This window comes from Nocardia violaceofusca NBRC 14427, from assembly GCF_963869435.1.
GTDB classification, from domain to species: Bacteria; Actinomycetota; Actinomycetes; order Mycobacteriales; family Mycobacteriaceae; genus Nocardia; species Nocardia aobensis.
Genome location: NZ_CAWMPM010000042.1, coordinates 13,071 through 32,809, shown reverse-complemented (window position 1 = coordinate 32,809; position 19,739 = coordinate 13,071). Strand labels below are relative to the sequence as shown.

The 19,739-nt window shown below is 67.0% G+C and carries 20 protein-coding genes; 14 read left to right on the top strand and 6 right to left on the bottom strand.

The window, feature by feature from the left end; genetic code table 11:
• Positions 1–12 precede the first annotated feature (12 nt).
• Together AC5592_RS30505 and AC5592_RS30500 are read left to right on the top strand one after the other, a co-directional pair.
• Positions 13–1,218 carry a cytochrome P450 gene (locus AC5592_RS30505; RefSeq protein WP_063066191.1) on the top strand — a complete coding sequence of 402 codons (1,206 nt, stop codon included), beginning with the start codon at positions 13–15 and terminating at the stop codon, positions 1,216–1,218.
• Positions 1,215–1,499, top strand: coding sequence for a hypothetical protein (locus AC5592_RS30500; RefSeq protein WP_036511068.1), 285 nt, complete (start codon positions 1,215–1,217; stop codon positions 1,497–1,499). Before AC5592_RS30505 ends, AC5592_RS30500 begins: the two co-directional genes overlap by 4 nt.
• Here the strand turns inward: AC5592_RS30500 and AC5592_RS30495 are convergent.
• Complete coding sequence (locus AC5592_RS30495; RefSeq protein ID WP_036511064.1) at positions 1,486–1,917, bottom strand: hypothetical protein; 432 nt, start codon at positions 1,915–1,917, stop codon at positions 1,486–1,488. The two genes, AC5592_RS30500 and AC5592_RS30495, sit on opposite strands and share 14 nt — an antisense overlap.
• A 391-nt stretch (positions 1,918–2,308) precedes the next feature.
• Between AC5592_RS30495 and AC5592_RS30490 the strand changes: the two genes are divergently transcribed.
• Positions 2,309–3,352 carry a YdcF family protein gene (locus AC5592_RS30490; RefSeq protein ID WP_036511061.1) on the top strand — a complete coding sequence of 348 codons (1,044 nt, stop codon included), beginning with the start codon at positions 2,309–2,311 and terminating at the stop codon, positions 3,350–3,352.
• 79 nt (positions 3,353–3,431) lie between these two features.
• Here the strand turns inward: AC5592_RS30490 and AC5592_RS30485 are convergent, their stop codons facing one another.
• Positions 3,432–4,094 (bottom strand): TetR/AcrR family transcriptional regulator, encoded by a 663-nt coding sequence (locus AC5592_RS30485; protein ID WP_036511058.1) that lies wholly within the window; start codon positions 4,092–4,094, stop codon positions 3,432–3,434.
• A 132-nt stretch (positions 4,095–4,226) separates the two neighbouring features.
• Here AC5592_RS30485 and AC5592_RS30480 point away from each other — a divergent pair, with 132 nt between their 5' ends.
• Genes AC5592_RS30480 through AC5592_RS30445 form a run of 8 tightly spaced genes read left to right on the top strand, consistent with a single transcriptional unit; the run spans position 4,227 to position 12,639 of the window.
• Positions 4,227–5,360, top strand: a complete 1,134-nt coding sequence (locus AC5592_RS30480) for a VOC family protein (protein ID WP_063066189.1) — start codon at positions 4,227–4,229, stop codon at positions 5,358–5,360.
• On the top strand, positions 5,357–6,295 hold the full coding sequence (locus AC5592_RS30475) for a fumarylacetoacetate hydrolase family protein (RefSeq protein ID WP_063066188.1): 939 nt from the start codon (positions 5,357–5,359) through the stop codon (positions 6,293–6,295). The genes AC5592_RS30480 and AC5592_RS30475 overlap by 4 nt, the downstream gene beginning before the upstream one ends.
• The gene (locus tag AC5592_RS30470) at positions 6,292–8,193 is read left to right on the top strand and encodes an acyl-CoA synthetase (RefSeq protein ID WP_063066222.1); all 1,902 of its coding nucleotides are present in this window, start codon (positions 6,292–6,294) and stop codon (positions 8,191–8,193) included. The genes AC5592_RS30475 and AC5592_RS30470 overlap by 4 nt, the downstream gene beginning before the upstream one ends.
• Before the next feature lie 29 nt (positions 8,194–8,222).
• On the top strand, positions 8,223–8,549 hold the full coding sequence (locus AC5592_RS30465) for a DoxX family protein (RefSeq protein WP_232329618.1): 327 nt from the start codon (positions 8,223–8,225) through the stop codon (positions 8,547–8,549).
• Positions 8,546–10,123, top strand: a complete 1,578-nt coding sequence (gene mhpA, locus AC5592_RS30460; protein WP_063920422.1) for a bifunctional 3-(3-hydroxy-phenyl)propionate/3-hydroxycinnamic acid hydroxylase MhpA — start codon at positions 8,546–8,548, stop codon at positions 10,121–10,123. Before AC5592_RS30465 ends, mhpA begins: the two co-directional genes overlap by 4 nt.
• Positions 10,116–11,300: a cytochrome P450 gene (locus tag AC5592_RS30455; protein ID WP_063066186.1), complete on the top strand. Its 1,185-nt coding sequence runs from the start codon at positions 10,116–10,118 to the stop codon at positions 11,298–11,300. The genes mhpA and AC5592_RS30455 overlap by 8 nt, the downstream gene beginning before the upstream one ends.
• Before the next feature lie 14 nt (positions 11,301–11,314).
• Positions 11,315–11,512 (top strand): ferredoxin, encoded by a 198-nt coding sequence (locus AC5592_RS30450; RefSeq protein WP_063066185.1) that lies wholly within the window; start codon positions 11,315–11,317, stop codon positions 11,510–11,512.
• A complete protein-coding gene (locus AC5592_RS30445; RefSeq protein ID WP_198163973.1) occupies positions 11,509–12,639 on the top strand; it encodes an NAD(P)/FAD-dependent oxidoreductase in 1,131 nt (376 codons plus the stop codon). Before AC5592_RS30450 ends, AC5592_RS30445 begins: the two co-directional genes overlap by 4 nt.
• Positions 12,640–12,777: 138 nt before the next feature.
• Here AC5592_RS30445 and AC5592_RS30440 read toward each other — a convergent pair whose 3' ends face one another.
• Both AC5592_RS30440 and AC5592_RS30435 read right to left on the bottom strand, forming a co-directional pair.
• Positions 12,778–13,548, bottom strand: coding sequence for a helix-turn-helix domain-containing protein (locus AC5592_RS30440; protein ID WP_063066183.1), 771 nt, complete (start codon positions 13,546–13,548; stop codon positions 12,778–12,780).
• 28 nt (positions 13,549–13,576) lie between these two features.
• Positions 13,577–14,389 (bottom strand): alpha/beta fold hydrolase, encoded by an 813-nt coding sequence (locus tag AC5592_RS30435; protein WP_232329617.1) that lies wholly within the window; start codon positions 14,387–14,389, stop codon positions 13,577–13,579.
• A gap of 346 nt (positions 14,390–14,735) precedes the next feature.
• On the opposite strand from AC5592_RS30435, the gene AC5592_RS30430 reads away from it, so the two are divergent.
• The gene (locus AC5592_RS30430; RefSeq protein WP_063066181.1) at positions 14,736–15,641 is read left to right on the top strand and encodes a class I SAM-dependent methyltransferase; all 906 of its coding nucleotides are present in this window, start codon (positions 14,736–14,738) and stop codon (positions 15,639–15,641) included.
• A 15-nt stretch (positions 15,642–15,656) separates the two neighbouring features.
• Here AC5592_RS30430 and AC5592_RS30425 read toward each other — a convergent pair whose 3' ends face one another.
• Together AC5592_RS30425 and AC5592_RS30420 are read right to left on the bottom strand one after the other, a co-directional pair.
• Complete coding sequence (locus tag AC5592_RS30425) at positions 15,657–16,442, bottom strand: SDR family NAD(P)-dependent oxidoreductase (RefSeq protein WP_063066221.1); 786 nt, start codon at positions 16,440–16,442, stop codon at positions 15,657–15,659.
• 191 nt (positions 16,443–16,633) lie between these two features.
• Positions 16,634–17,326, bottom strand: a complete 693-nt coding sequence (locus AC5592_RS30420) for an NAD(P)H oxidoreductase (protein ID WP_232329616.1) — start codon at positions 17,324–17,326, stop codon at positions 16,634–16,636.
• 129 nt (positions 17,327–17,455) lie between these two features.
• Here AC5592_RS30420 and AC5592_RS30415 point away from each other — a divergent pair, with 129 nt between their 5' ends.
• Positions 17,456–18,391 (top strand): AraC family transcriptional regulator, encoded by a 936-nt coding sequence (locus tag AC5592_RS30415; RefSeq protein ID WP_063066180.1) that lies wholly within the window; start codon positions 17,456–17,458, stop codon positions 18,389–18,391.
• A 402-nt stretch (positions 18,392–18,793) separates the two neighbouring features.
• Complete coding sequence (sigJ, locus tag AC5592_RS30410; protein WP_063066219.1) at positions 18,794–19,735, top strand: RNA polymerase sigma factor SigJ; 942 nt, start codon at positions 18,794–18,796, stop codon at positions 19,733–19,735.
• Positions 19,736–19,739: the final 4 nt, after the last annotated feature.

The window sequence follows — 19,739 nt, the reverse complement described above, 5'->3', positions numbered from 1 at the left end:
AGGTTGGTTGTGATGACTGTTCCCGATCTGTTCTGCGCCGAGGCATTGCAGGACCCGTATCCGCTGCTCGAGCAGTTGCGTGGTGTCGGGGACGTGCATTATCTGCCCGATCAGCAGTTATATGTGGTGCTCGGGTTCGATGCGATCCGCACCGTGCTGGCCGATCCACAGACCTATTCGAGCAATCTGGTCGCGGTGCTGTCGGCGGTGTCGGGGTCGGCGACGGTGTCGGTGGTCGAGGCCGGTGGCGGGGTGGACGTGCTGGCGACCGCGGATCCGCCCGCACACACCGCGCAGCGGGCGCTGGTGATGTCGCGGTTCAGCCCGCGTGCGGTGGCCGAGACGACCGAGTTGATCGACGCCGCGGTCGCCCCGGCTGTAGCCGGGCTGGTCGCCTCCGGCGGCGGTGACTGGATGACCACGGTCGCCCACCCGGTCCCGGTGCAGGTGATCGGCGAGCTGATCGGGCTTCCGCGCGCCGACCATCAGCGCCTCGCCGCCTGGTCGGACGCGGCGATCGATCTGGTCTCCGGCGTCGCAAGTACCGAACGCGCCGGCCAGGCCGCACTCGCGGTGCTCGAATTCGCACAGTATCTGGGCGAACGCCTCGACCAGGCCCGCCCCGGCGCGGACGCGGGCATATTGGGCGGCGTCGCCGCGGCGGTCGCGTCGGGAACCCTGACCCGTGATCAGGGTGCGACGTTGCTGCTGCAGTTGGTCACCGCGGGCGCGGAATCGACCGCGAGCCTGCTGGGCACCGCGGTACGGCTGCTGGCCGACGATCAGCGACTGCAAGCCGCGGTGCGCGCCGAACCCGGTCGAATCGGTGCGCTGGTGGAGGAAGCGGTGCGCATCGAGAGCCCGTTCCGCGGCCATTTCCGCGTTACCACCGCCCCCACCCGGCTGGCCGGTGTACGCCTCGAACCGGGCGCACGACTGATGCTGATGTGGGGCGCCTCCAACCGCGATCCCCGCATCTTCGACCACCCCGACCGCGTCGACCTCGACCGCGGCCAGCCGAAACTGCACCACAGCTTCGGCCGCGGCATCCACTTCTGCCTCGGCGCCCACCTCGCCCGCAAGGAAACCACCCAGGCCGTGCGCGCACTGCTCGCCGCCACCGCCACCGTCTCGCTGAGCGGCCCCGAACCCGCCTATGTTCCGAGCCTGATCGTGCGCCGCCTGGCGCACCTGAACCTGTCGCTCACCCCCGCATGATCAGCGCAGCGACCCCACCGGCGCCCCGCACGAACCCGGTCGACCGGTTCCGCCATGCCGGCGCTACCACCGCGACCTTCGCCCGTACGCGCTGGCACTACCCCCGCGAAACCGTCAGCCCACGCACGTTGCCGCTGATGCGCCGCCTCGCCGCGCGCACCCGCCCGCATCGCGCCGCCGTGGTCACCGATCTCGGTGGCGGTGCGCGGGTCCGGGTGTTCGGCGACACCGGTTCCCGGGCGCCGGGCCCGGCACTGCTCTGGATCCTCAGCCGTGCATGACAACCTCGAGACGGGAAGCGTCGGGGAAGTGGGCACTGAGCGTGGTCAGCTCGATCGCGATCCGTCCCGGGCCGGGGGCGAAGGAAATCGAGTTGGTCTCGTTGTGGAACATGTGCCGGGAGACGCTACCCACCCCGCCGCTGTCCAGATTGCGCCAATTGACGACCGCGACCAGCGACGACCCGCATCCCGCGCTGCCGGTGCCGGCGATGTCGTCGGTCTGGTAGCCGATGGAGACCTGGTTGCTGTCATCGAAGATGTTGGCCTTGGCGTTGATGGTCGTCGCGCACGGGCCGCCATCGAACTGTGCAGTCAGCGTCGGCATACCGGTGTGCGACTCGGCTGAGGCCGGCGCGGCCTGAAACAGAAACGCGCTACCGACGGCAGCGAGGATGGAAACAAAGGCAGGAGCGTGCATGGTGTCCTCTCGCAGTTCAGGCCTTACACGCTATCGACACACGGGTTCAGGTTCCATCGACCGCACCGCCCCCGAGTCCACTCCGACCCGGCACGGGTCGATGATCAGCGCGGCGGCGTGAGGCGCTTCGGAACGTGGCTCAACCCAACCGCTTTCACGCTGAAATCGCGGCCAGCCGCGGTTCGATCAGGTGAGGTCGTGACGCAGGAGTTCGGTGCGAAGTGGACTGATCAATTCGGGCCGCAGTCTGCCCCGCTGACCTGTTTCCGGCGCCCCGGAACGGGAATTCGTCGCTACGTCGCCAGGTCGCCGCGGATTTCTCGTCGCGCCGACGACTTCGAAGTGTCTTCGGCGCGGCGGCCCGGCAGGGGCCGGAAGGAGTCTCGGACGGATGCAGACGGCGACGTACCTGTCGATCGGCGGGCTCCTGGTGGCGGGCGGAGCGATCCTGGCATTCATCGCGGCGATCCGCGTGGCCCTGGAGCCTCGTCGGCTCTCGACGGGATTCGTTCTGCTGGCGGCGGTCACCCTGCTGGGCGTCGGCGGTGCGAGCGCGGTCGTCGGACTCGGCCCCGACGCGCCGTCGTCGTTCGGGGTGGTCGTGGTATTCACGGCTCCGTTCGCCGTGGCCGGTATCGCGTTGCTGGTCAACGGAATCGAGCTGATGTCGCGGGAGGGGTTCGCGGCGACCACCGCGTTGCCGGTCGTGCTCGGGGCGGGCCTGATCGGCGCGGTGGCCGCGGTCGTCACGGTCGCGTCCGGTCCGAGGATGCCGAGCTGGGCCATCGGGTCCACCGTTCTGGTCGCCGCGGTCGCGGTCTATTTCGTGGCGCATCTGATCGCGTTCGGCGGCTACGCACTGATCTACGGCAGCTTGGCAGCTCGTCCCGAAGCCGATGCCGTCGTGATTCTCGGCTGCGGCCTGAACCGCAGATCCGTCACACCCCTGCTGGCCGCGCGACTGGACCGCGGTATCGACGCCTACCGCACAGCGCTGCGGTCCGGACGCCGGCCGGTCCTGGTCACCTGTGGTGGACAGGGTCCCGACGAAGCGACGACCGAAGCCGACGCGATGGCGCGTTACCTCACCGCGCGCGGCGTCTCCGGACACGCCATCGTCCGAGAACGGCACTCGCGCAACACCGCCGAGAATCTGCGCAACTGCCTGCGCGAGCTGAACCGGCGCGGCATCGATCCGGAGCAGCTCCGAATCACGGTGGTGACCAGTAACTTTCACGTTCTCCGGACGGCCGGGCTGACCCGCCGCCTCGGTATCGATGCCCAGGTCCTGGGATCTCGGACCGCCGCCTATTTCCTGCCCGCCGCCTTCCTGCGCGAATTCGTCGCGGTATTGGCGACCCATTACCGGCGCAGCCACATCACGGTCGCGGTCTCGCTTCTGGTCGTCCTGCTGGCCGTGATGGCCCTGCCCTGAACATCGGTCGTGCCTCACCCTGGACGGGCGATCCGATCACGGCCGGGGCGGCAGGATCTCGCACGGTGGGGGCTGTTGCCTACGCCGCGTCATCGCTGCCCGGCTGCGTTTCGACGATCGGCAGTGGTCGCCGGCATATCTCGCGGGCCTCGTCGGCGGAGAGACCGAACATCCGCAGCAAGTCTTCGGTGACCTGATCGGCGGCTTCGGCGTCATCGCGTTCGGGATGCTCGTGTAGTAGTTGACCCAGGCATAACGCGGCCCCGGTGACGACGGTCATGGCCAGTTCGACATCGTGGGTGTGAAATCGGCCGGCTCGGGTGGCGGCCTCGATGTCACGGCGAGCACGTGGCGCCAAGCCCTTCTCCGACACTGCCAGACTCATCCCGCTGTTGAGCAGGACTTTGCTCAGGGTGGGATTGCTGCGGTGCAGGCGGCCGGTCAGCCGGAAGCTTTGGGCAAATACCTGGGCCGGGTCCTCGATGTCTTCGGTGAGCGTGTCGAGGGTCGCGCCGAGGATGTCGAGCACCTCTTCGACGGCGGTGGCGAACAGCTCGTCGCGGGTCTGGAAGTGGTTGTAGAACGACCCCATCCCGACATCGGCCGCCTGAGTGATATCCGAAATCGGGACGTTCATCTTGCCTCGAGCGATGAACATCTGCGCCGCGCCGACGAGTGCGGCGCGGGTGCGTGCCTTGCGTCTCTGCAGGCGGTTCGGTCCCTGGACTGCCTCCTCGGCCATCCTGTTCGCCTCCTCTGATTTCCGCCCGATCCTACCTCGCGTTGTCAGTTATGAGGAAATGTTCAGATAGGTCTTGACTGAGAACTTCTTCGTAAGTGAGGATATGTTCAGATACACCGAAGGGAGCGGTCGATGAACGACCTGCACGACCCCCATGCGGATCTGCACAGCGAGCACGGCGCCTTCACCGGCGAACATCCGGGGCGAGCGCTGAATCCGATCGTCAAGGTGCACGACCTCGCATGGCTGGAATTCGAAAAGCGCGATCTTGTCGGTGCCGAAAAGTTCGCCACCGCTTTCGGTTTCACGACCATCGTGCGAACCCCGGCCGAGCTGCACCTGCGCGGCGTGGACGCCGGTTCACCGTGTGTGATCATTCGCCGCGGCGCGCGCTCCCGATTCGTCGGTCCGGCCTTTTCGGTGGCCGACCGGAAAGATCTGGCACGGTTTTCGGCTGCGACCGGCGCGGCGGCGGCCCCGCTGCCGGAAAGCCTCGGCGGCGTGGGTGTCGATGTCGCGGATCCCAGCGGACTGCGGGTCCGACTCGTCTCCGACACCCATGTTCACGCGGAGTTGCCGGCACAACCACCGCACACCCTCAACGTCGGCCGTGCACTTGCCCGCGCCAATCGCACACAGCGACCACCGCGAGAACCATCCCGGGTGCAGCGCCTGGGCCACGTCGTAGTTCAGACGACCAAGTACCGCCGGACCCTGGACTGGTATCTGCAATACCTGGGCATGATCGTCAGTGATTTCCAGTACTACCGCGGTCAGCGTGACCGCGGGCCGGTCATGAGCTTCATCCGTTGCGACCGCGGCCGCACTCCCGCCGACCACCACACGCTGGCTCTGGTACTGGGGCCGCGGAATCGGTATGTCCACTCGGCCTATCAGGTCGCCGATCTCGATGCCCTCGCCGCGGGCGGGGAATACCTCCGTGACAGCGGTTACCGCAGATCCTGGGGGATCGGACGTCATGTTCAGGGCAGCCAGCTGTTCGACTACTGGCGCGATCCGGACGGATTCCTTGTCGAACACTTCACCGACGGGGACATGTTCGACTGCACGGTCGAACCGGGCTGGGCACCCATGACTGCCTCGGGCCTTGCCCAGTGGGGCCCGCCCGTCAGCAGAGACTTCCTCGGGATCAGTCCCAGCCGAGAAGTGCTGCGGGAGGCGCGGGCCGCGCTCGGCGCCTTGCGCGATGACAACGAATTCGATCTCCGCCGCCTGCGCGGCCTGTTGAAAGTGGCCTCGTCATGAGTATTTCCGTTCTTCGCACCACCGATGGCTGGTGGGTGTCGACACCTGCCGGCGCAGCCCGGGTGGACACGACCGCGACATCCACCGGGGAGTTGTTGGCCGATCGGGCGGCGTTGGCGGCAGCATCGGCGAGCACTCGACTCGTACCTGCCGGCAGTCTGTCGTTGGTATCGCCGGTGACCACACCGTGCCGGGTGGTGGCTCAGATGACCAATTTCGCTTCTCACGTCACCGACGCGGGCGGAGACCCGGACACCGTGCCCCTGACGTTCTTCCGGAAGTCCTCCGGTTCGATCAGCGGTCCGTTCGACGAGGTCATCCGGCCCGCTCATGTCCGGCTGCTGGACTACGAGGTCGAAATCGGTCTCGTATTCGGCAGGGACATGCCGGTGGGCACCACCATCACCGCTGAGAATCTCGCCGACTACGTCGCAGGTCTGGTGGTCACCAACGACATTTCGGCTCGCGATGTGCAGCTACCGAAAACCCAGTTCTACGAGGGCAAGTCCTATCCCACCTTCACCCCGGTCGGCCCGGCGCTGGTGCTACTGGATGCTGATGAGCTGCAACGGTTTACCGAACTGCGGCTGCGGCTGTCGGTCAACGGCGAAATTCGCCAGGACATGACCGTGGCGGACATGATCTACCACCCGGTGCAGACCTTGCAGGCGCTGACCGGATTCCAGCACATCGCCCCCGGTGACCTGCTGCTCACCGGAACGCCGGTCGGCACCGCGCTCAGTGCCCCGCCCAAACCGGTCGAGATCATCGGCTCGCTGCTTCCCGCCGCGACGAAATGGCGATTGTTCTTCAAAGCCCAAGCCAAGAACCGGAAGTATCTACAGGACGGTGACGTGATCGAAGCGAGCGTGGCTACCGACGACGGCAAGATCGACCTCGGGCGTCAGCGCACCGTTGTGAGGTGCGCGCGATGACCGAGCAACTGATCGATCATGAACTGCTGTGGCCGCGGTACGCCGAACCCGCCGACCTGCCCGCTGTCGAGGCGATACCGCTGGAAGAGCGGGGGTTGCCCGAATCGACCTACGCGCTGCTGGTGCGAGCGGCTGAGCTGTGGCCGAATCGGACAGCGCTGACCGTCCTTCCGGAAGCTGCCCGGTGGCGGCAACCGTGGCAGTGCACGTACTCCGATCTGCTGGCACAGGTACACCGGTACGCGAACCTTCTTCACGGCCTGGGCATCCGGCGTGGGGACGCGGTCGCGTTGATGGCCCCCAATTGCGCCGAGCTGATCCCGGCGACCCTCGCCGCGCAACTGGCCGGAATCGCCGCCCCGATCAATTCCGCACTCTCGCAGCATCATGTCGCAGAACTGTTGAAGCGTTCGGGTGCGCGGGTACTGATCGCCGCCGGCCCCGAACTCGACGCCACCACGTGGGCTTGCGCGCGTGAGCTGGCCGCCCAGGGACTGCTCGACTCGATCCTGCTGCTGCGACCCACCGCCGCGGCGTCGACCCCGGAGCCCGTCTCGCTGGCCGACGGTGTTCACCTCGGCTACCTCGACGAGGCGGCCGGTGACGAAGACGCCCGCGGCTTCGCCGGACAGCTGCCACAATCGCACGATTCGGCAGGGCTCTTTCATACCGGCGGTACCACCGGGGTTCCGAAGCTGGCCGCACATACCCATCGCGGTGAGGTGGCCAACGCCTGGATGATCGCGGCCAATTCGTTGCTCGACGAGCAAGCGGTGGTATTCGCCGCCCTGCCGCTGTTCCACGTCAACGCACTTGTCGTCACCTTGCTCGCGCCGCTGTTCAAAGGGCAAGCGGTGGTGTGGGCCGGCCCGCTGGGCTATCGCGATTTCGCCCTCTACGCGGAATTCTGGAAAATCGTGGCCCACTATCGGATCGCCGCGATGAGCGCGGTCCCGACGGTGTATGCGGTACTGGCGCAATGCCCCGTCGACGCCGACATCAGCACGCTGCGCTACGCCATGGTCGGTGCCTCTCCGCTGCCGGCGGCCGTGCGGGACAACTTCCAAACCCACACCGGCGTCACCCTTGTCGAAGGATATGGCCTCACCGAGGCCACCTGCGCGAGCGCGCGCAGCTTCCCGAACCAGCCGCGCCCGGGCGCGGTCGGGCAACGCATGCCATACCAGCGGATCAAGGTCGTCCGGGTCGGGGACGACGGAACATGGCACGACCTTCCCGCCGGTGAGACCGGGGTTCTGGCAATCAGCGGGCCAACCGTTTTCGCGGGATATGTCAGCGGTCACAACGAGCACGGACATGTCCTCGACGGTCTCGGCAAACTCGTCGACGGCTGGCTCGACACCGGCGACCTCGCCCATATCGACGCCGACGGGTTCATCCATCTGCACGGGCGCGAAAAGGATCTCATCATCCGCGGCGGACACAACATCGACCCCGCGCTCATCGAAGACGCCCTGCTGTCGCATCCCTCGGTGACCGCCGCCGGCGCGGTCGGGCGACCCGATCCGCACGCCGGGGAGGTGCCGGTGGTGTACGTCACTGTCGCTCCAGGCACCCAGACCACCGAATCCGAACTTCTCGCGTGGGCGGCGGAGCATGTGCCTGAACGGGCCGCCGCGCCGAAAGCAGTTGTCGTGCTCGATGCCCTGCCCGTCACCGATGTCGGAAAGCCCTACAAGCTCGGGCTGCGCGCCGACGCCACGCAACGAGAAATCTGCGACGCCCTCTACGACGTCCCCGGTATAGGAAGCGTCACCTCCGTCATCGAAGACGGTTCGATCACGACCACGGTCGAACTCGAACCGCGCGCTGACCAGGCCCGTGCCGAAGCCGTTTTGAGCGCATACGCGATCGAATGGAAAGTTGTGGTCCGATGACGACTGCCCTGGCCGCGATCCTGGCTGTCGTGCTCGCGGTGCTGTTCGCGCCGCTGGGTGCCGCGAAAGTTGCGGCTCTGCCGCAACTTCGCCGACGAGCCGACCACGCCGGCTTCTCGGTCGACGCTTATCGAGTCATCGGATGCCTCGAGATCGCCGGAGCCCTCGGGCTGCTGATAGGCATCGCGTGGTGGCCGATCGGCGCCGCCGCCGGTATCGGTCTGACACTGCTGATGATCGGCGCACTCGTGACCCACCTGCGCGTGCGTGACCGCCTACAACAGTTCGCGCCCGCGGTCGTCGTCGGGGTCCTTTGCGTCTGCTACCTGGTAGTACTGCTAGGCACGAGCCGATGAACCCCCTCGACACCGAGGTGATCATCGTCGGTGCCGGCCCGACCGGGCTCACCGCGGCGAGTCTGCTTGCCCAGCACGGCGTGGAATCGGTGGTGCTGGACCGCTGGCACGACGTCTACCCGCAGCCGCGGGCGGTGCACCTCGACGGCGAGATCCGGCGAATCCTGGCCCGCCTCGGTATCGACGAGGAGTTCGCCGCCCTCTCCCGGCCCGCCCTCGGGCTACGGCTGGTCGATCCCGCACTGCGGGTTCTTGCCCAATTCGATCGTGACCCGGCCGGCGGGCGCAACGGCTTTCCCGAAGCGAACCTGTTCGACCAACCCGACCTCGAGGCCGTACTACGTCGCAACGCACGACGACATCCCGAGATCACGATCCGCGGCGGCGTGGAGGTGACCGGAGCGGGTCAGGAAAGCGACTGGGCGCGTGTCGATTACACCGACCGCACCAGCGGCGCCGCCGCATCGATCCGGGGCTGGTACGTCCTGGGCTGTGACGGCGCCAACAGTGTCGTTCGCTCCTCGATCGGGTCGGCGATGCGCGACCTCGGGTTCGAACAGCGCTGGCTCGTCGTCGATATCGCCACCACCGCCGAACTCGGCGAATGGGAAGGGGTGCACCAGGTCTGCGATCCGGCCCGCGCGGCCACCTACATGCGCATCGGAGCAACCCGATACCGGTGGGAATTTCGCCTGCTGCCAGGGGAATCGGACGCCGACTTCCACGATATCGCCGATCTGTATCCGCTGATCCGGCCCTGGACCAAGACCATCGGGATCGACGAACTCCAGCTGGTCCGCGTCGCCGAATACATCTCACGAGCCCAAATCGCGGATCGATGGCATTCCGGGAGCATCTTTTTGCTCGGCGACGCCGCGCACCTCACTCCACCGTTTATCGGTCAGGGCATGGGCGCCGGTGTGCGCGATGCGGCCAATCTCGCCTGGAAGCTGGCTGCTGTGCTGAGCGGCTCCCTGCCGCCGCCGGTGCTCTCCAGTTACGAGATCGAACGCAAACCTCACGCACACAGCCTGATCCGGCTGGCCACACTGACCGGAAGGGCGATGACCGAAGGCGGCGAATTCGGCAATGTACTGCGCCGCCTACTCCTGCCGCGGCTGACGCGCATACCTGGCTTCACCGGAGTCGTCACCAGCGACGAGACGCCACCGCTGCGGCGATCGGCGCTGAACACCCGCCGCCGCTTCGGCCGTGGCCTGGCGGGCACGCTGATACCGAACGTGATGGTCGACGCCGAGCGCCGATTCGACACCGTCGCCGGCGGACGCTACGCCCTTGTCACCGTCGCCGAACCAACCCTGGTGCAGCGCAACGAGATCGCGCGGCGCGGGGCTGTTCTCGTACCGGTCGAGCCGGGCAGCGAATTGGGTGCGTGGCTGCGGCGGAAGTGGGCTCGCACCGCACTCGTCCGCCCCGATGGCACGATCCAGACCGCAGCACGGACAGTCGGTTCGGTGCTCGGCGCGCTCCCGGGCAGCGGCTCCAGGGCCGCCGGCCTACACCGATCCCAGTGCGGGGGTCACCACGATCTGTACAGGAGTCCCGATGCGTAAACACGCCCGAATCCCCACCTACGAACCGAATCTGTACTCCCCCCGGGCAGTTCGAGACACCTATCCGCACTATGCGCGGTTGCGGGAACTCGGCCCCGTGGTGTGGCTGGCGCGACAGAAAGCGTATGCGCTGCCGCGGTACGCCGAATGCAAACAGGCGCTGCTCGACGACACGACGTTCATCTCCGGCGCCGGCGTCGCCCTGAACCCGCTCACCAACCGGCTCTCGCGCGGCACCACCTTGAACAGCGACGGTGACGACCACGCACGCCGTCGAGCGCTACTGTCGCCCCATCTGACGCCACGAGCATTGCGCGCGATGCGGGAATCTGTCGACAAGCAGGCGGACGCGGTCGTCGCGGCCGCAGCCGGCCAGGGCCACGTCGACGGCGTCGAATTGGCGACCGCCCTTCCCATGTCGGTCGTGCCCGACCTCATCGGATGGCCGCACGAAGGCCGCGAACACCTCCTGCGCTGGGCAGGAGCGACTTTCGACGCACTCGGACCCGTCAACTGGCAAACCGCACGGTCCACACCATCGGGCGTCGAGATGATGCGCTTCGCCCGCCGGGTCGCCCGCGAGCGCTCCATCCTGCCCGGCGGCGCCGGCCGAGACATACTGAGAGCCGCCGACGAAGGCACGCTCCCGCGTGCGCAATGCCCAGCCCTGCTGATCGACTACCTGGCGCCGTCACTGGACACCACGATCAGCGCGATTTCCAGCGCCCTGTACCTGCTGGCCACACATCCCGAGCAGTGGCGGCTGCTGAAATCGGACCCTTCGCTGATCCCGAACACGGTGAACGAAGTTGTCCGCTACCACTCTCCGATCAGGGCGTTCTCCCGCAAGGTCGTTCGCGACGTCGAGATCGCCGGAGCCTCGATCGAAAAGGGAGCGCGCGTCGTGGTGATCTACGGCTCGGCCAACCGCGACCCGCTCGAATGGGAAACCCCCGACACCTTCGATATTCGCCGCGACGCGGCCCGCCAACTCGGATTCGGACACGGCACCCACGGCTGCGCCGGTCAAGGCCTTGCCCGCTTGGAGACTCAAGCCATCCTGCGTGCACTCACCGAACGTATCGACCACATCGAGGTGGCCGGACAGCCCGAATGGGCGATGAACAACATCATTCACCGCCACGCGCGTCTGCCCCTGCGACTCATCCCCGCCTGAAAGAGAGGACACCGATGAAAATCACCGTCGACTACGCCCGCTGCGAAGGACACGGACTGTGCGCCGAACAAGCACCTGAGGTGTTCAGCCTCGACGACGACGCCGAACTGATCTACCACTTCGACGGCGAGAACGTTCCCGATGACAAGGTCACCGCCGCGCGCGCCGCCATCGTTTCCTGCCCGGTCGCCGCCCTGCGGGAAGCATCGTGAGCGAGCGTTGCGCCGTCATCGTCGGCGAATCCATCGCCGGTGTCACCGCCGCACGCGAACTGCGGTCCCTCGGACACCAGGGCACGATCACCCTCGTCGGCGCCGACCCATACGGCTCCTACTACCGGCCCCCACTATCCAAGGCGGTGCTCGAGGATTCCGCAGCCGACGACACCCTGGGCTACCGACTCGACGACCTCGACCTCACCAGCGTGCGCTCGCGCGCGGTCAGCGCCGACGTCGACCGGCGCACCATCATCACCGCTGACGGCGACACACTGCCCTACGACGCGTTGATCATCGCGACCGGCGCCGAAGCCCGCCGCATCGCGAAACCCGGGCAACACGGTGAACTCGTGCTGCGGACATTCGATGATGCACGCACGCTGCGATCACGCCTCGACACCGCCACGTCCGTGATCGTGGTCGGCGCGGGGTTTCTCGGAATGGAAGTCGTCAGCGCCTGTGTCGCCCGTGCGATCCCGGTCACCGTGATCGACGTCGAGCCGCCCCTGCACACCATCCTCGGCCCCTACCTGAGCAGCGTGATCAGCGCCCGCGCCGAACAACACGGCGTCCGAGTAGTGCACACGACGGATTTCGTCACTCTGTCCGGCGACCCGGTCAGCGGGGTGACCCTTGCCGATGGTGCGGTACTGACCGCGGATCTGGTGGTGACCTGCGCCGGCGAAGTCCCGAACACCTCGTGGCTGGCAGGCACCGGTCTGGCCGATCGCAACGGCGTCGGCATCGACAACGCATGCAGGACCACAGTCCCCGATGTTTACGCAGCCGGTGATGTCACCTACCGGCGCGCCGACAACAGGCGTGCCCCGTTCTGGTCCAACGCCGTCGCCCAAGGCAAGGTCGCCGCCGCTTCCGCCCTGGGACTGGAGCCGACCGAAGCACCCGACGACAACTACTTCTGGACCGAAATCCTCGGAACAGCAATCAAAGTCGTCGGGTCCTTGCCACTCAGCGGCGCACCAACCCGTGTAGACGGCGATGTCGCCGACGGATCGGCGCTACTCACCTGGCACCATGACACAGGGCAGGCAACCGTCGTCGCCTACGGAGTACGCAAACCCATCGCCCGGCTGCGCGCACTGGCTGCTTCACCGAGCTAGCTTCCGCCTCGGTCAGTAGTTGTCCGTTGCCAGTTGGGGACGCAGGTCGTGCGTGTCGAGCCGGACTGCGTCTACTGCATCGCAGAGCGTCAGGTCGATCTTCCGCTGGTCTATCGGCGCAGGTCGGAGTCTCCAACCCTATGGTGGGTCTCTTCGCTCGAGCTTGGTCCAGCCGTTCCAGCCGCGCTTCGTCAACAGTTCGGTCAGTCGACGGGCCGGCGGCCAGGTGTCGAACGCCAGCGTGTCCAGCACCTCGACCAACGGTGGTTCGACGTCGGGATCATCGAGATAGTCCTCGCCCTGCTCGTCGGCTATCCGCGTCATATATGAGGCCATCTTGTCGGCCAACTCGGCAAGGTTTCGGTCGTCGGAGGTGTCCAGAGCCTGGCTCAGCGTGAGATAGAAGTCGATGAGCTGCGGGTCTGCGATCTGTTTCCGCTTGCGTGTGATCCACTCCGGGACGCGTTCCGGCGAATGCGCGACCAGCGGGATCCAGCCGTCGCGTTCGACCTGGACGATCCGCTCATCGACTCCGAGTGCCCGCAGGTGGTCGAGAAACTCGATCAGCTCCGGAGGCAGCGCCAGATTGTCCCCGGTAGTGAGGCGGGCGATCCGCTTGCGCAGCTGCTGCCGCTGCCGAATTTCTGCCCGCAGCTGCTTGTCGATGTCTGCGACCGCCGCCGCGAAGTCCTCGGTATCTGCTTCCAGGAGCTTCCGCACGCGCGCCAACGGAACCCCGGCCTCGGCGAGCGTCCGGATCCTGATCAGCTCGACCACCGCAGCTCCGTCGTACCTGCGATAACCGGAGTGGTCGCGCTCGGGCTCCGGCAGCAGTCCGATGGCGTGGTAGTGCCGCACCGCTCGTACCGTCACTCCGGCGTACGAGGCGACCTCGCTGATGGTCAGCATCGGACCAGTCTGCTCGACCTGGAAACTGTTACGACGTTGCCCGGCAGGCTGGGCCGGGGGTGTCCCGGATGATCCGTGCGATCTCCCGGGCGTGGGTCCCGAGCAGCCCGTGACCGGCGTCGAGCCACGTCGCGGAGATGTGCGGCTGGTCGCGGACCAGTCGCTCGATACCGGCCCGCCAGTTTCGATTGCGCCATGGTGCGCGCCCTTCGCCGCTGTCGCCGGCCATCGAACGCGACATGACCATGCTGATCGGACAGTCGATCTTGCGATACCGGTCGAGGATTGCGGACCGCACCGCATCCACCTCGAGATTCAGGTCGAGTATTTCCTGTGGGGTGAGCATCACCCGGTGCGGGAACCCTTCGGCACCCTCGGTCCCTGTCGCGAGGCCGTCGAACATCGCACGGAACTCCGGCAGGTCGGCCTCGGTGATGAATGGTTCGGGCACCGGGTTCGCCCCGTCGATGAGAACCATCCGCGCGGCGGTGCCGGGATACTCGCAGGCGTAGTGCACCACCAAGTCCGCGCCCAGCGAGTGGCCCACGAGCACGGGCGCCGAGGACAGGCCGAGGTGCCCCACCTCCGCCATCACAGCGACCAAATCGCCCAGGAAAGCCTGGAAGGAGTACCGATCGGCGGCAGAGGACAGGCCATGCCCCCGCAGATCGAAGGTCACCACGTCATGATCGCGCCGCAGCAGCTCGGTCAGCTCGTGCAGGTCAGCCTGAGTCGTGAGCAGCCCGGGGCACAGGACCAGCGGTTGTCCCCGACCGCCGCGGGACGCCGCGATCGTGACGCCGTCGTGGTGGACCATGAAGTGATCGGTTTTCGCAGTCATGCCGATCATGTTGCGGGGTTGCCCCTGCGTCAGGGTCAACCCCCGAAGCGTGATGTCGTCCGCGCATCCCTGACGAGGGCCCCGAGCAACCGACACAGTCCGCGCCCTGGCGGGCCTCCGTCTCCGACGAGCGCTGTAGTTACTACCTGGTTAAATGGTGCTCACGCGCCGCTTCTCTCAGCTGTGAGATCGGTAATCTCGGATTCGGATGCCACCCGACCCAGGGCACCCCAGCCGCTCGATCGGCGACTCGCAAGCACGCGCGCCCCGAAGGGCGGTCCAACTTCGGTTGTTCGGCGGGGGCATCGACACGATTCGGCCCTGCCCGCAAGGAAAGACCCGCACGATGACCGGTTATGCCCCCGCCGACCGTCGAATCCCGTCGCGCGACCAGCTACCCGACGAGTTCTTCGCGCAGTTCCTCGACCGGACTCGCACCTACAGTTGCGCGTACTGGACTCGCCCGGACGACACCCTGGAACAGGCCCAGTCCGCCAAGATCGACCTTGCACTGGCCAAATGTGATCTGCGATCGGGGATGACCTTGCTCGACGTCGGCTGCGGCTGGGGTTCGACGATGCTGCGTGCCATGGACACTTACGGTGTCAACGCGATCGGGCTGACGCCGCACCGCAACCAGCACCGGTACGTACGAGACCGCCTCGTCGACCGGCTCGTCCGCGGCTGCCCCTACGGCGGTGTGCGACGGCAAGGCTGGCACCAATTCGACCGTCCGGTGGACCGTGTCGTCTGCATCGGCGTGCTGGAACACATGCCCCCACAGCGATACCCGGACTTCTTCGACTTCGCCTACCGGATAATGCCCGACGACGGAGTGCTGCTGGTGCAAACCGTCGTCGCCCATGATCCGCACGCGGCCCAGGCGCACCGGGGACCCGGCCTGGCGACCGAAGCCGAATTCGCGTTCCTCCGCGGAACCGTATTCCCGGCCAGTCAGCTCCCGCGATCGACAGGCCACCACCCCAGGGGAATCACCGAGTACGCGCAGGACGCCGGATTCACTCTCACCCGCATTCAGGAACTGGGGTCTCACTACACCACCACCCTGGACAGCTGGGCGACCTCTCTGCACGAGCACCGTGACCGGGCGATCGAACTCGCTGGGCAACGCACCTACGACGCCTACAGCAGCTATCTGACCGAGTCCGCCGACAACTTCCGCCGCGGACACCTCGACGTCATGCAGTTCACTTGCACCAAATCCGGCGCGAGACAACCTTCACCCCGGTGAGCAGGCCGGCAACTCTCACGAGGTGGTGATGAAGCCACCGTCGATCGTCATGTCGGTGCCGGTGATGTTGGCTGCCCGGTCCGAGGCCAGGAACAGTGCGAGGTCTGCGACCTCGTCGGGGGTGGTGAATCGTCCGGTCGGTGTGCCGGCTACTGCTCGGTCGGCGACTTCCCGGGCGCTGCTGCCGCTGGCCTGCGCGACCGTCTCGGCGACTCCTCCGTTGCCGAGCCACAGGTCGGTGAGTACCGGGCCGGGACTGATCGAATTCGCCCGGATGCCTTGCGGGCCGAACTCTTTCGACAGCGCCTTGGTGAGGTTGGTCAGAGCTGCCTTGACCGCGCAGTAGTCGACCACGCCGGGGTCGGGGTAGAACGCGTTGACGGACCCGATCGTGACGATCGCGCCGCCACCCCGGCGGAGCATTTCGGGGATCGCCGCGCGGGTGGTGCGGACGGCCGCCATCATGCCCAGGGTCCAGGAGGATTGCCAGTCTTCGTCTGTGACGGTGGTGAATCCACCGGGTCTCGCGGTGACGGCGCCGGCGTTGTTGATCAGGATGTCGGTTCCTCCCAGCCGGGAGGCGGCCGCGACCAGCTGTGCGGGGGCCTCGGTGCCTGCGAGGTTTCCGGGCACGAACGTCACGCTTCCCTCGGACCGGAGCTCGGCGATGCGATCGCTCATGGTGCGTGCTCCCGCGACCACGTGTGCACCGGCGTCGGTGAGGTGTTCGGTGATCGCGAGCCCGATGCCTCTGCTGGCGCCGGTGACAACCGCGATCTTTCCGTCGAGATGCAGATCCATGATCACTCTCCCTCGGTGGAGTGAGAACCGAATCCGGTACGGCCGCCGACCACGGGTCGGCGCGGTCAGCCTATCCACCTGCCCGCACGGTCAGGGCGAATCTGGCTCCGCGGGGTGTCGCGTCCGGTGGACGGTGGGGCATGGCGGAATCCCCACCGCTGGTGTCCGGTAAGTCACCTGAGCCTGCGTGGTCAGGCCGGAACCTGGTCGGCGGCGAGGAAATCGTCGACGAAGCCCAGCGCCCGGTCTTCGAAACCCGCATAGTGGGCCTCGCGAACCGCACCGGTGAGTGCGTCGTCGAGCAGCAGATTCCCCGCGGCATCCAGGCGCTGTCGTTTTTCCTCCGCGCCCGGCAACAGCCCTACCGACGACTGGGTGAGGCCGCAGTAGTAGGCGATTCCGTCGTCGAGTTGCGCGCTCAGCGCATCCTGCATGGGTTGGACGAGCGCGTCGTCGTCCGCCACGCCCGCCAGGCCCAGCCACAGCATCCGCTTGCCTGCGAGCCGCGGTTTGCTTCGGCCGTAGGCGAATCCGTAGTTCCACACGCGATCGATCCAGCCCTTCAGAATCGCCGGGACCTGCATCCAGTACACCGGGAACACCGCGACGATCACATCGGCGGCGAGGATGCGTCGCATATGGTCCGCGACTTCGGGGGAGTGGACCTTCTCCCCGTGGCCCCATTCCGGGAGGTCGGCGGCGGTCATCCGGGGATCGAAGTTCTCGGCGTGCAGGTTCAGCAGGTCGATTCGGTAGCCGGCGGCGGTGAGCCGGCGGGTCGCCAGGTCGGCGATATGGGCGGTCAGCGACTCGGGTCGGGGGTGAGCGACGACGACCAGCGCGGTGGGGGTGGTCGAGGTATCCACGGTCGGGTTGTGCTGCACGGGGGCCTCCTGGATGCGGGGTGTCCGAACGCTCGGTTGTGCGTTCCGGGATCAATTCCACACCGAGGAAGATGGACGATCTATGGGTAAAGATCTACATTCGATAGGAGTTCGTCTACGCTCGATCGTGTGGATCCATTGAGCAAACTGCTGGGCGGTATTCGTGCCGAGGGAGCTGTGCTCACCACCGCGGTCCTGGAAGCACCGTGGCGCATCCGATTCGCCGATCAGGCGCCGTTGACCATGGTCACCGTGCTGCGGGGTGGGGGCACACTGCTGCTACCGGACGGTCTCGAACGTCGAATCACGGTGGGGGACACCGCGATCGTGCGCGGCCCGGAAACGTTCATCCTCGTCGACGATGGCGACACCGCCGCCCTGCCGCGCGAGGAATACGAGGTCGCCTGCTTCGCGCCGGACGCGAAATGCGATCCGGAACTGGACGGTGTTCGCTGGGACGACGACCCCGCCGGCGAGACCGCTCTGATCGTCGGCGCCTACCGGGCGTCCGGGCGGCGCCATGAACGGCTGCTGCGAGCGGTACCCCCGGTCCTGGTCGTGCACGACGACGTGGAGGTGTGCGCGTGGATGGAGTCGATGGCCGCGGACGCGGCCCGGCGACCGGCCGGAGCGCAAGCGATGATGGACCGCCTGCTCGACTGGGCGCTGGTGTGCACACTGCGCGACTGGTTCGACGGGCTGGAGGCGGACGCGCCCGGTTGGTACCGCGGACCGGCCGATCCGGTCGTGGGCCCGGCGTTGGAGGCCATGCACGGAAGGCCCGCCGCCGGTTGGACGGTCGCGTCCCTGGCTGTCGAGGCCGGGGTCTCGCGGGCGCTGTTCGCACGACGGTTCTCCGAGGTCATGGGACAGTCGCCGCTGGCGTATCTCACCGAATGCCGCATGGATGAGGCGGAGGAACTACTGGCCGACCGGAGTCTCACCGTGGCACAGGTGGCGAAGGCCGTCGGCTATGCGGACGCTTTCGGTTTCAGTGCGGCGTTCAAGCGCCGTCGAGGCATCCGCCCCAGCGATTTCCGCGCCACCGCCGATATCGGAGCGTGAACCGGTCCGGGCGGACCGTATCGCTCACAGCTCGGGACTGCGCCTGTAATCGCCTAGGGCCCAACGAAGTCCGGCGTGGTCGGCGACGATCACGGCGCGTTCGGTGCCGATGGCCCGCAGCGCAACCGGGTCACCGCCACCCCGATTCGTCGCGCGGATCCGCTGGCCTTCTTCTACGGTGAGCAATGAGGGGCCCGGCGGATCCGAGCCGCCGGGCCCCTCGTCTGTGGCGCATGTACGGTTCGGGCCGAAACCATCCCGCGCACACGCCTCGGTCATTCGCCGGTGGATCACCCTGAATTGTTCACGTCCGGTGTGGTCGAACAGCATTCCATGATCGGTCACGACCAGGACCGGTGGCTCGGGTGGACGCTCCCGATATATGTGGCCGACGATGTTGGCATGTTGCTCACGCGCGAAGCCGATGTGTTCGAGAGTTTCCGGGCCCGTCTGGAAGCGATCGCCTATCGCCTGCTGGGCTCGGCCAGTGATGCCGAGGACGCGGTGCAGGAGACCTACCTGCGCTGGCAGGCCGCCGACCGTGAGTACGTCCGGACGCCCGAGGCGTGGCTGACCAAAGTGCTCACCAACCTCTGCCTCAACCAGCTCACCACGGCCCGCGCCCGCCGGGAAACGTATGTGGGACAGTGGCTTCCGGAGCCGGTGCTGGCCGGCGACTCGATGCTGGGGCCGGCCGACACCGTGGAACAGCGGGAATCGGTCTCGATCGCCATGCTCACACTCATGGAGCGGCTGACCGCCAAGGAGCGCGTGGTGTACGTGCTGCGCGAGGCATTCGGCTACCCGCACCACGAGATCGCCGAGCTGCTCGACATCACCGAAGCCAACTGCCAGCAGGTCTACCGCCGCGCCAAACAGCATCTGTCGGTGGAACGGGCGCGCATCGAGGTCGACGAGGCCGCCGCTCGACGGATCGTGGAGGAATTCCTGGCCGCGGCGGTCAGTGGGCAGACCGAGAAGCTGGTGGCACTGCTCACCGATGATGCCTCGATCGTCGGCGACGGCGGCGGATTCCTCGCGACGCTGAGCCGGCCGCTTCTCGGCGCGCAGCGCATCGCACGGTTCGTGGGTCTGGCGATCAAGCCCTCCAACGGCACGTGGAACAAGCTCGGCGGCAAGCCGGAGATGTTCGCGGCGATCGCCAACGGGATGCCCGCGCTGGTGCTGGTCTCCGAAGATCGGGTGGTCGGCATCGTGGTCCTGCAGGTCACCGTCGACGGCATCGCCGCCGTGCACGCCCACGTCAATCCCGACAAGCTGGCATATGCCAACCGGCAGTGGGCCAACCGCGCGCCGGGAGCAGCCCTTCCCGAACTGTGGTGACGCA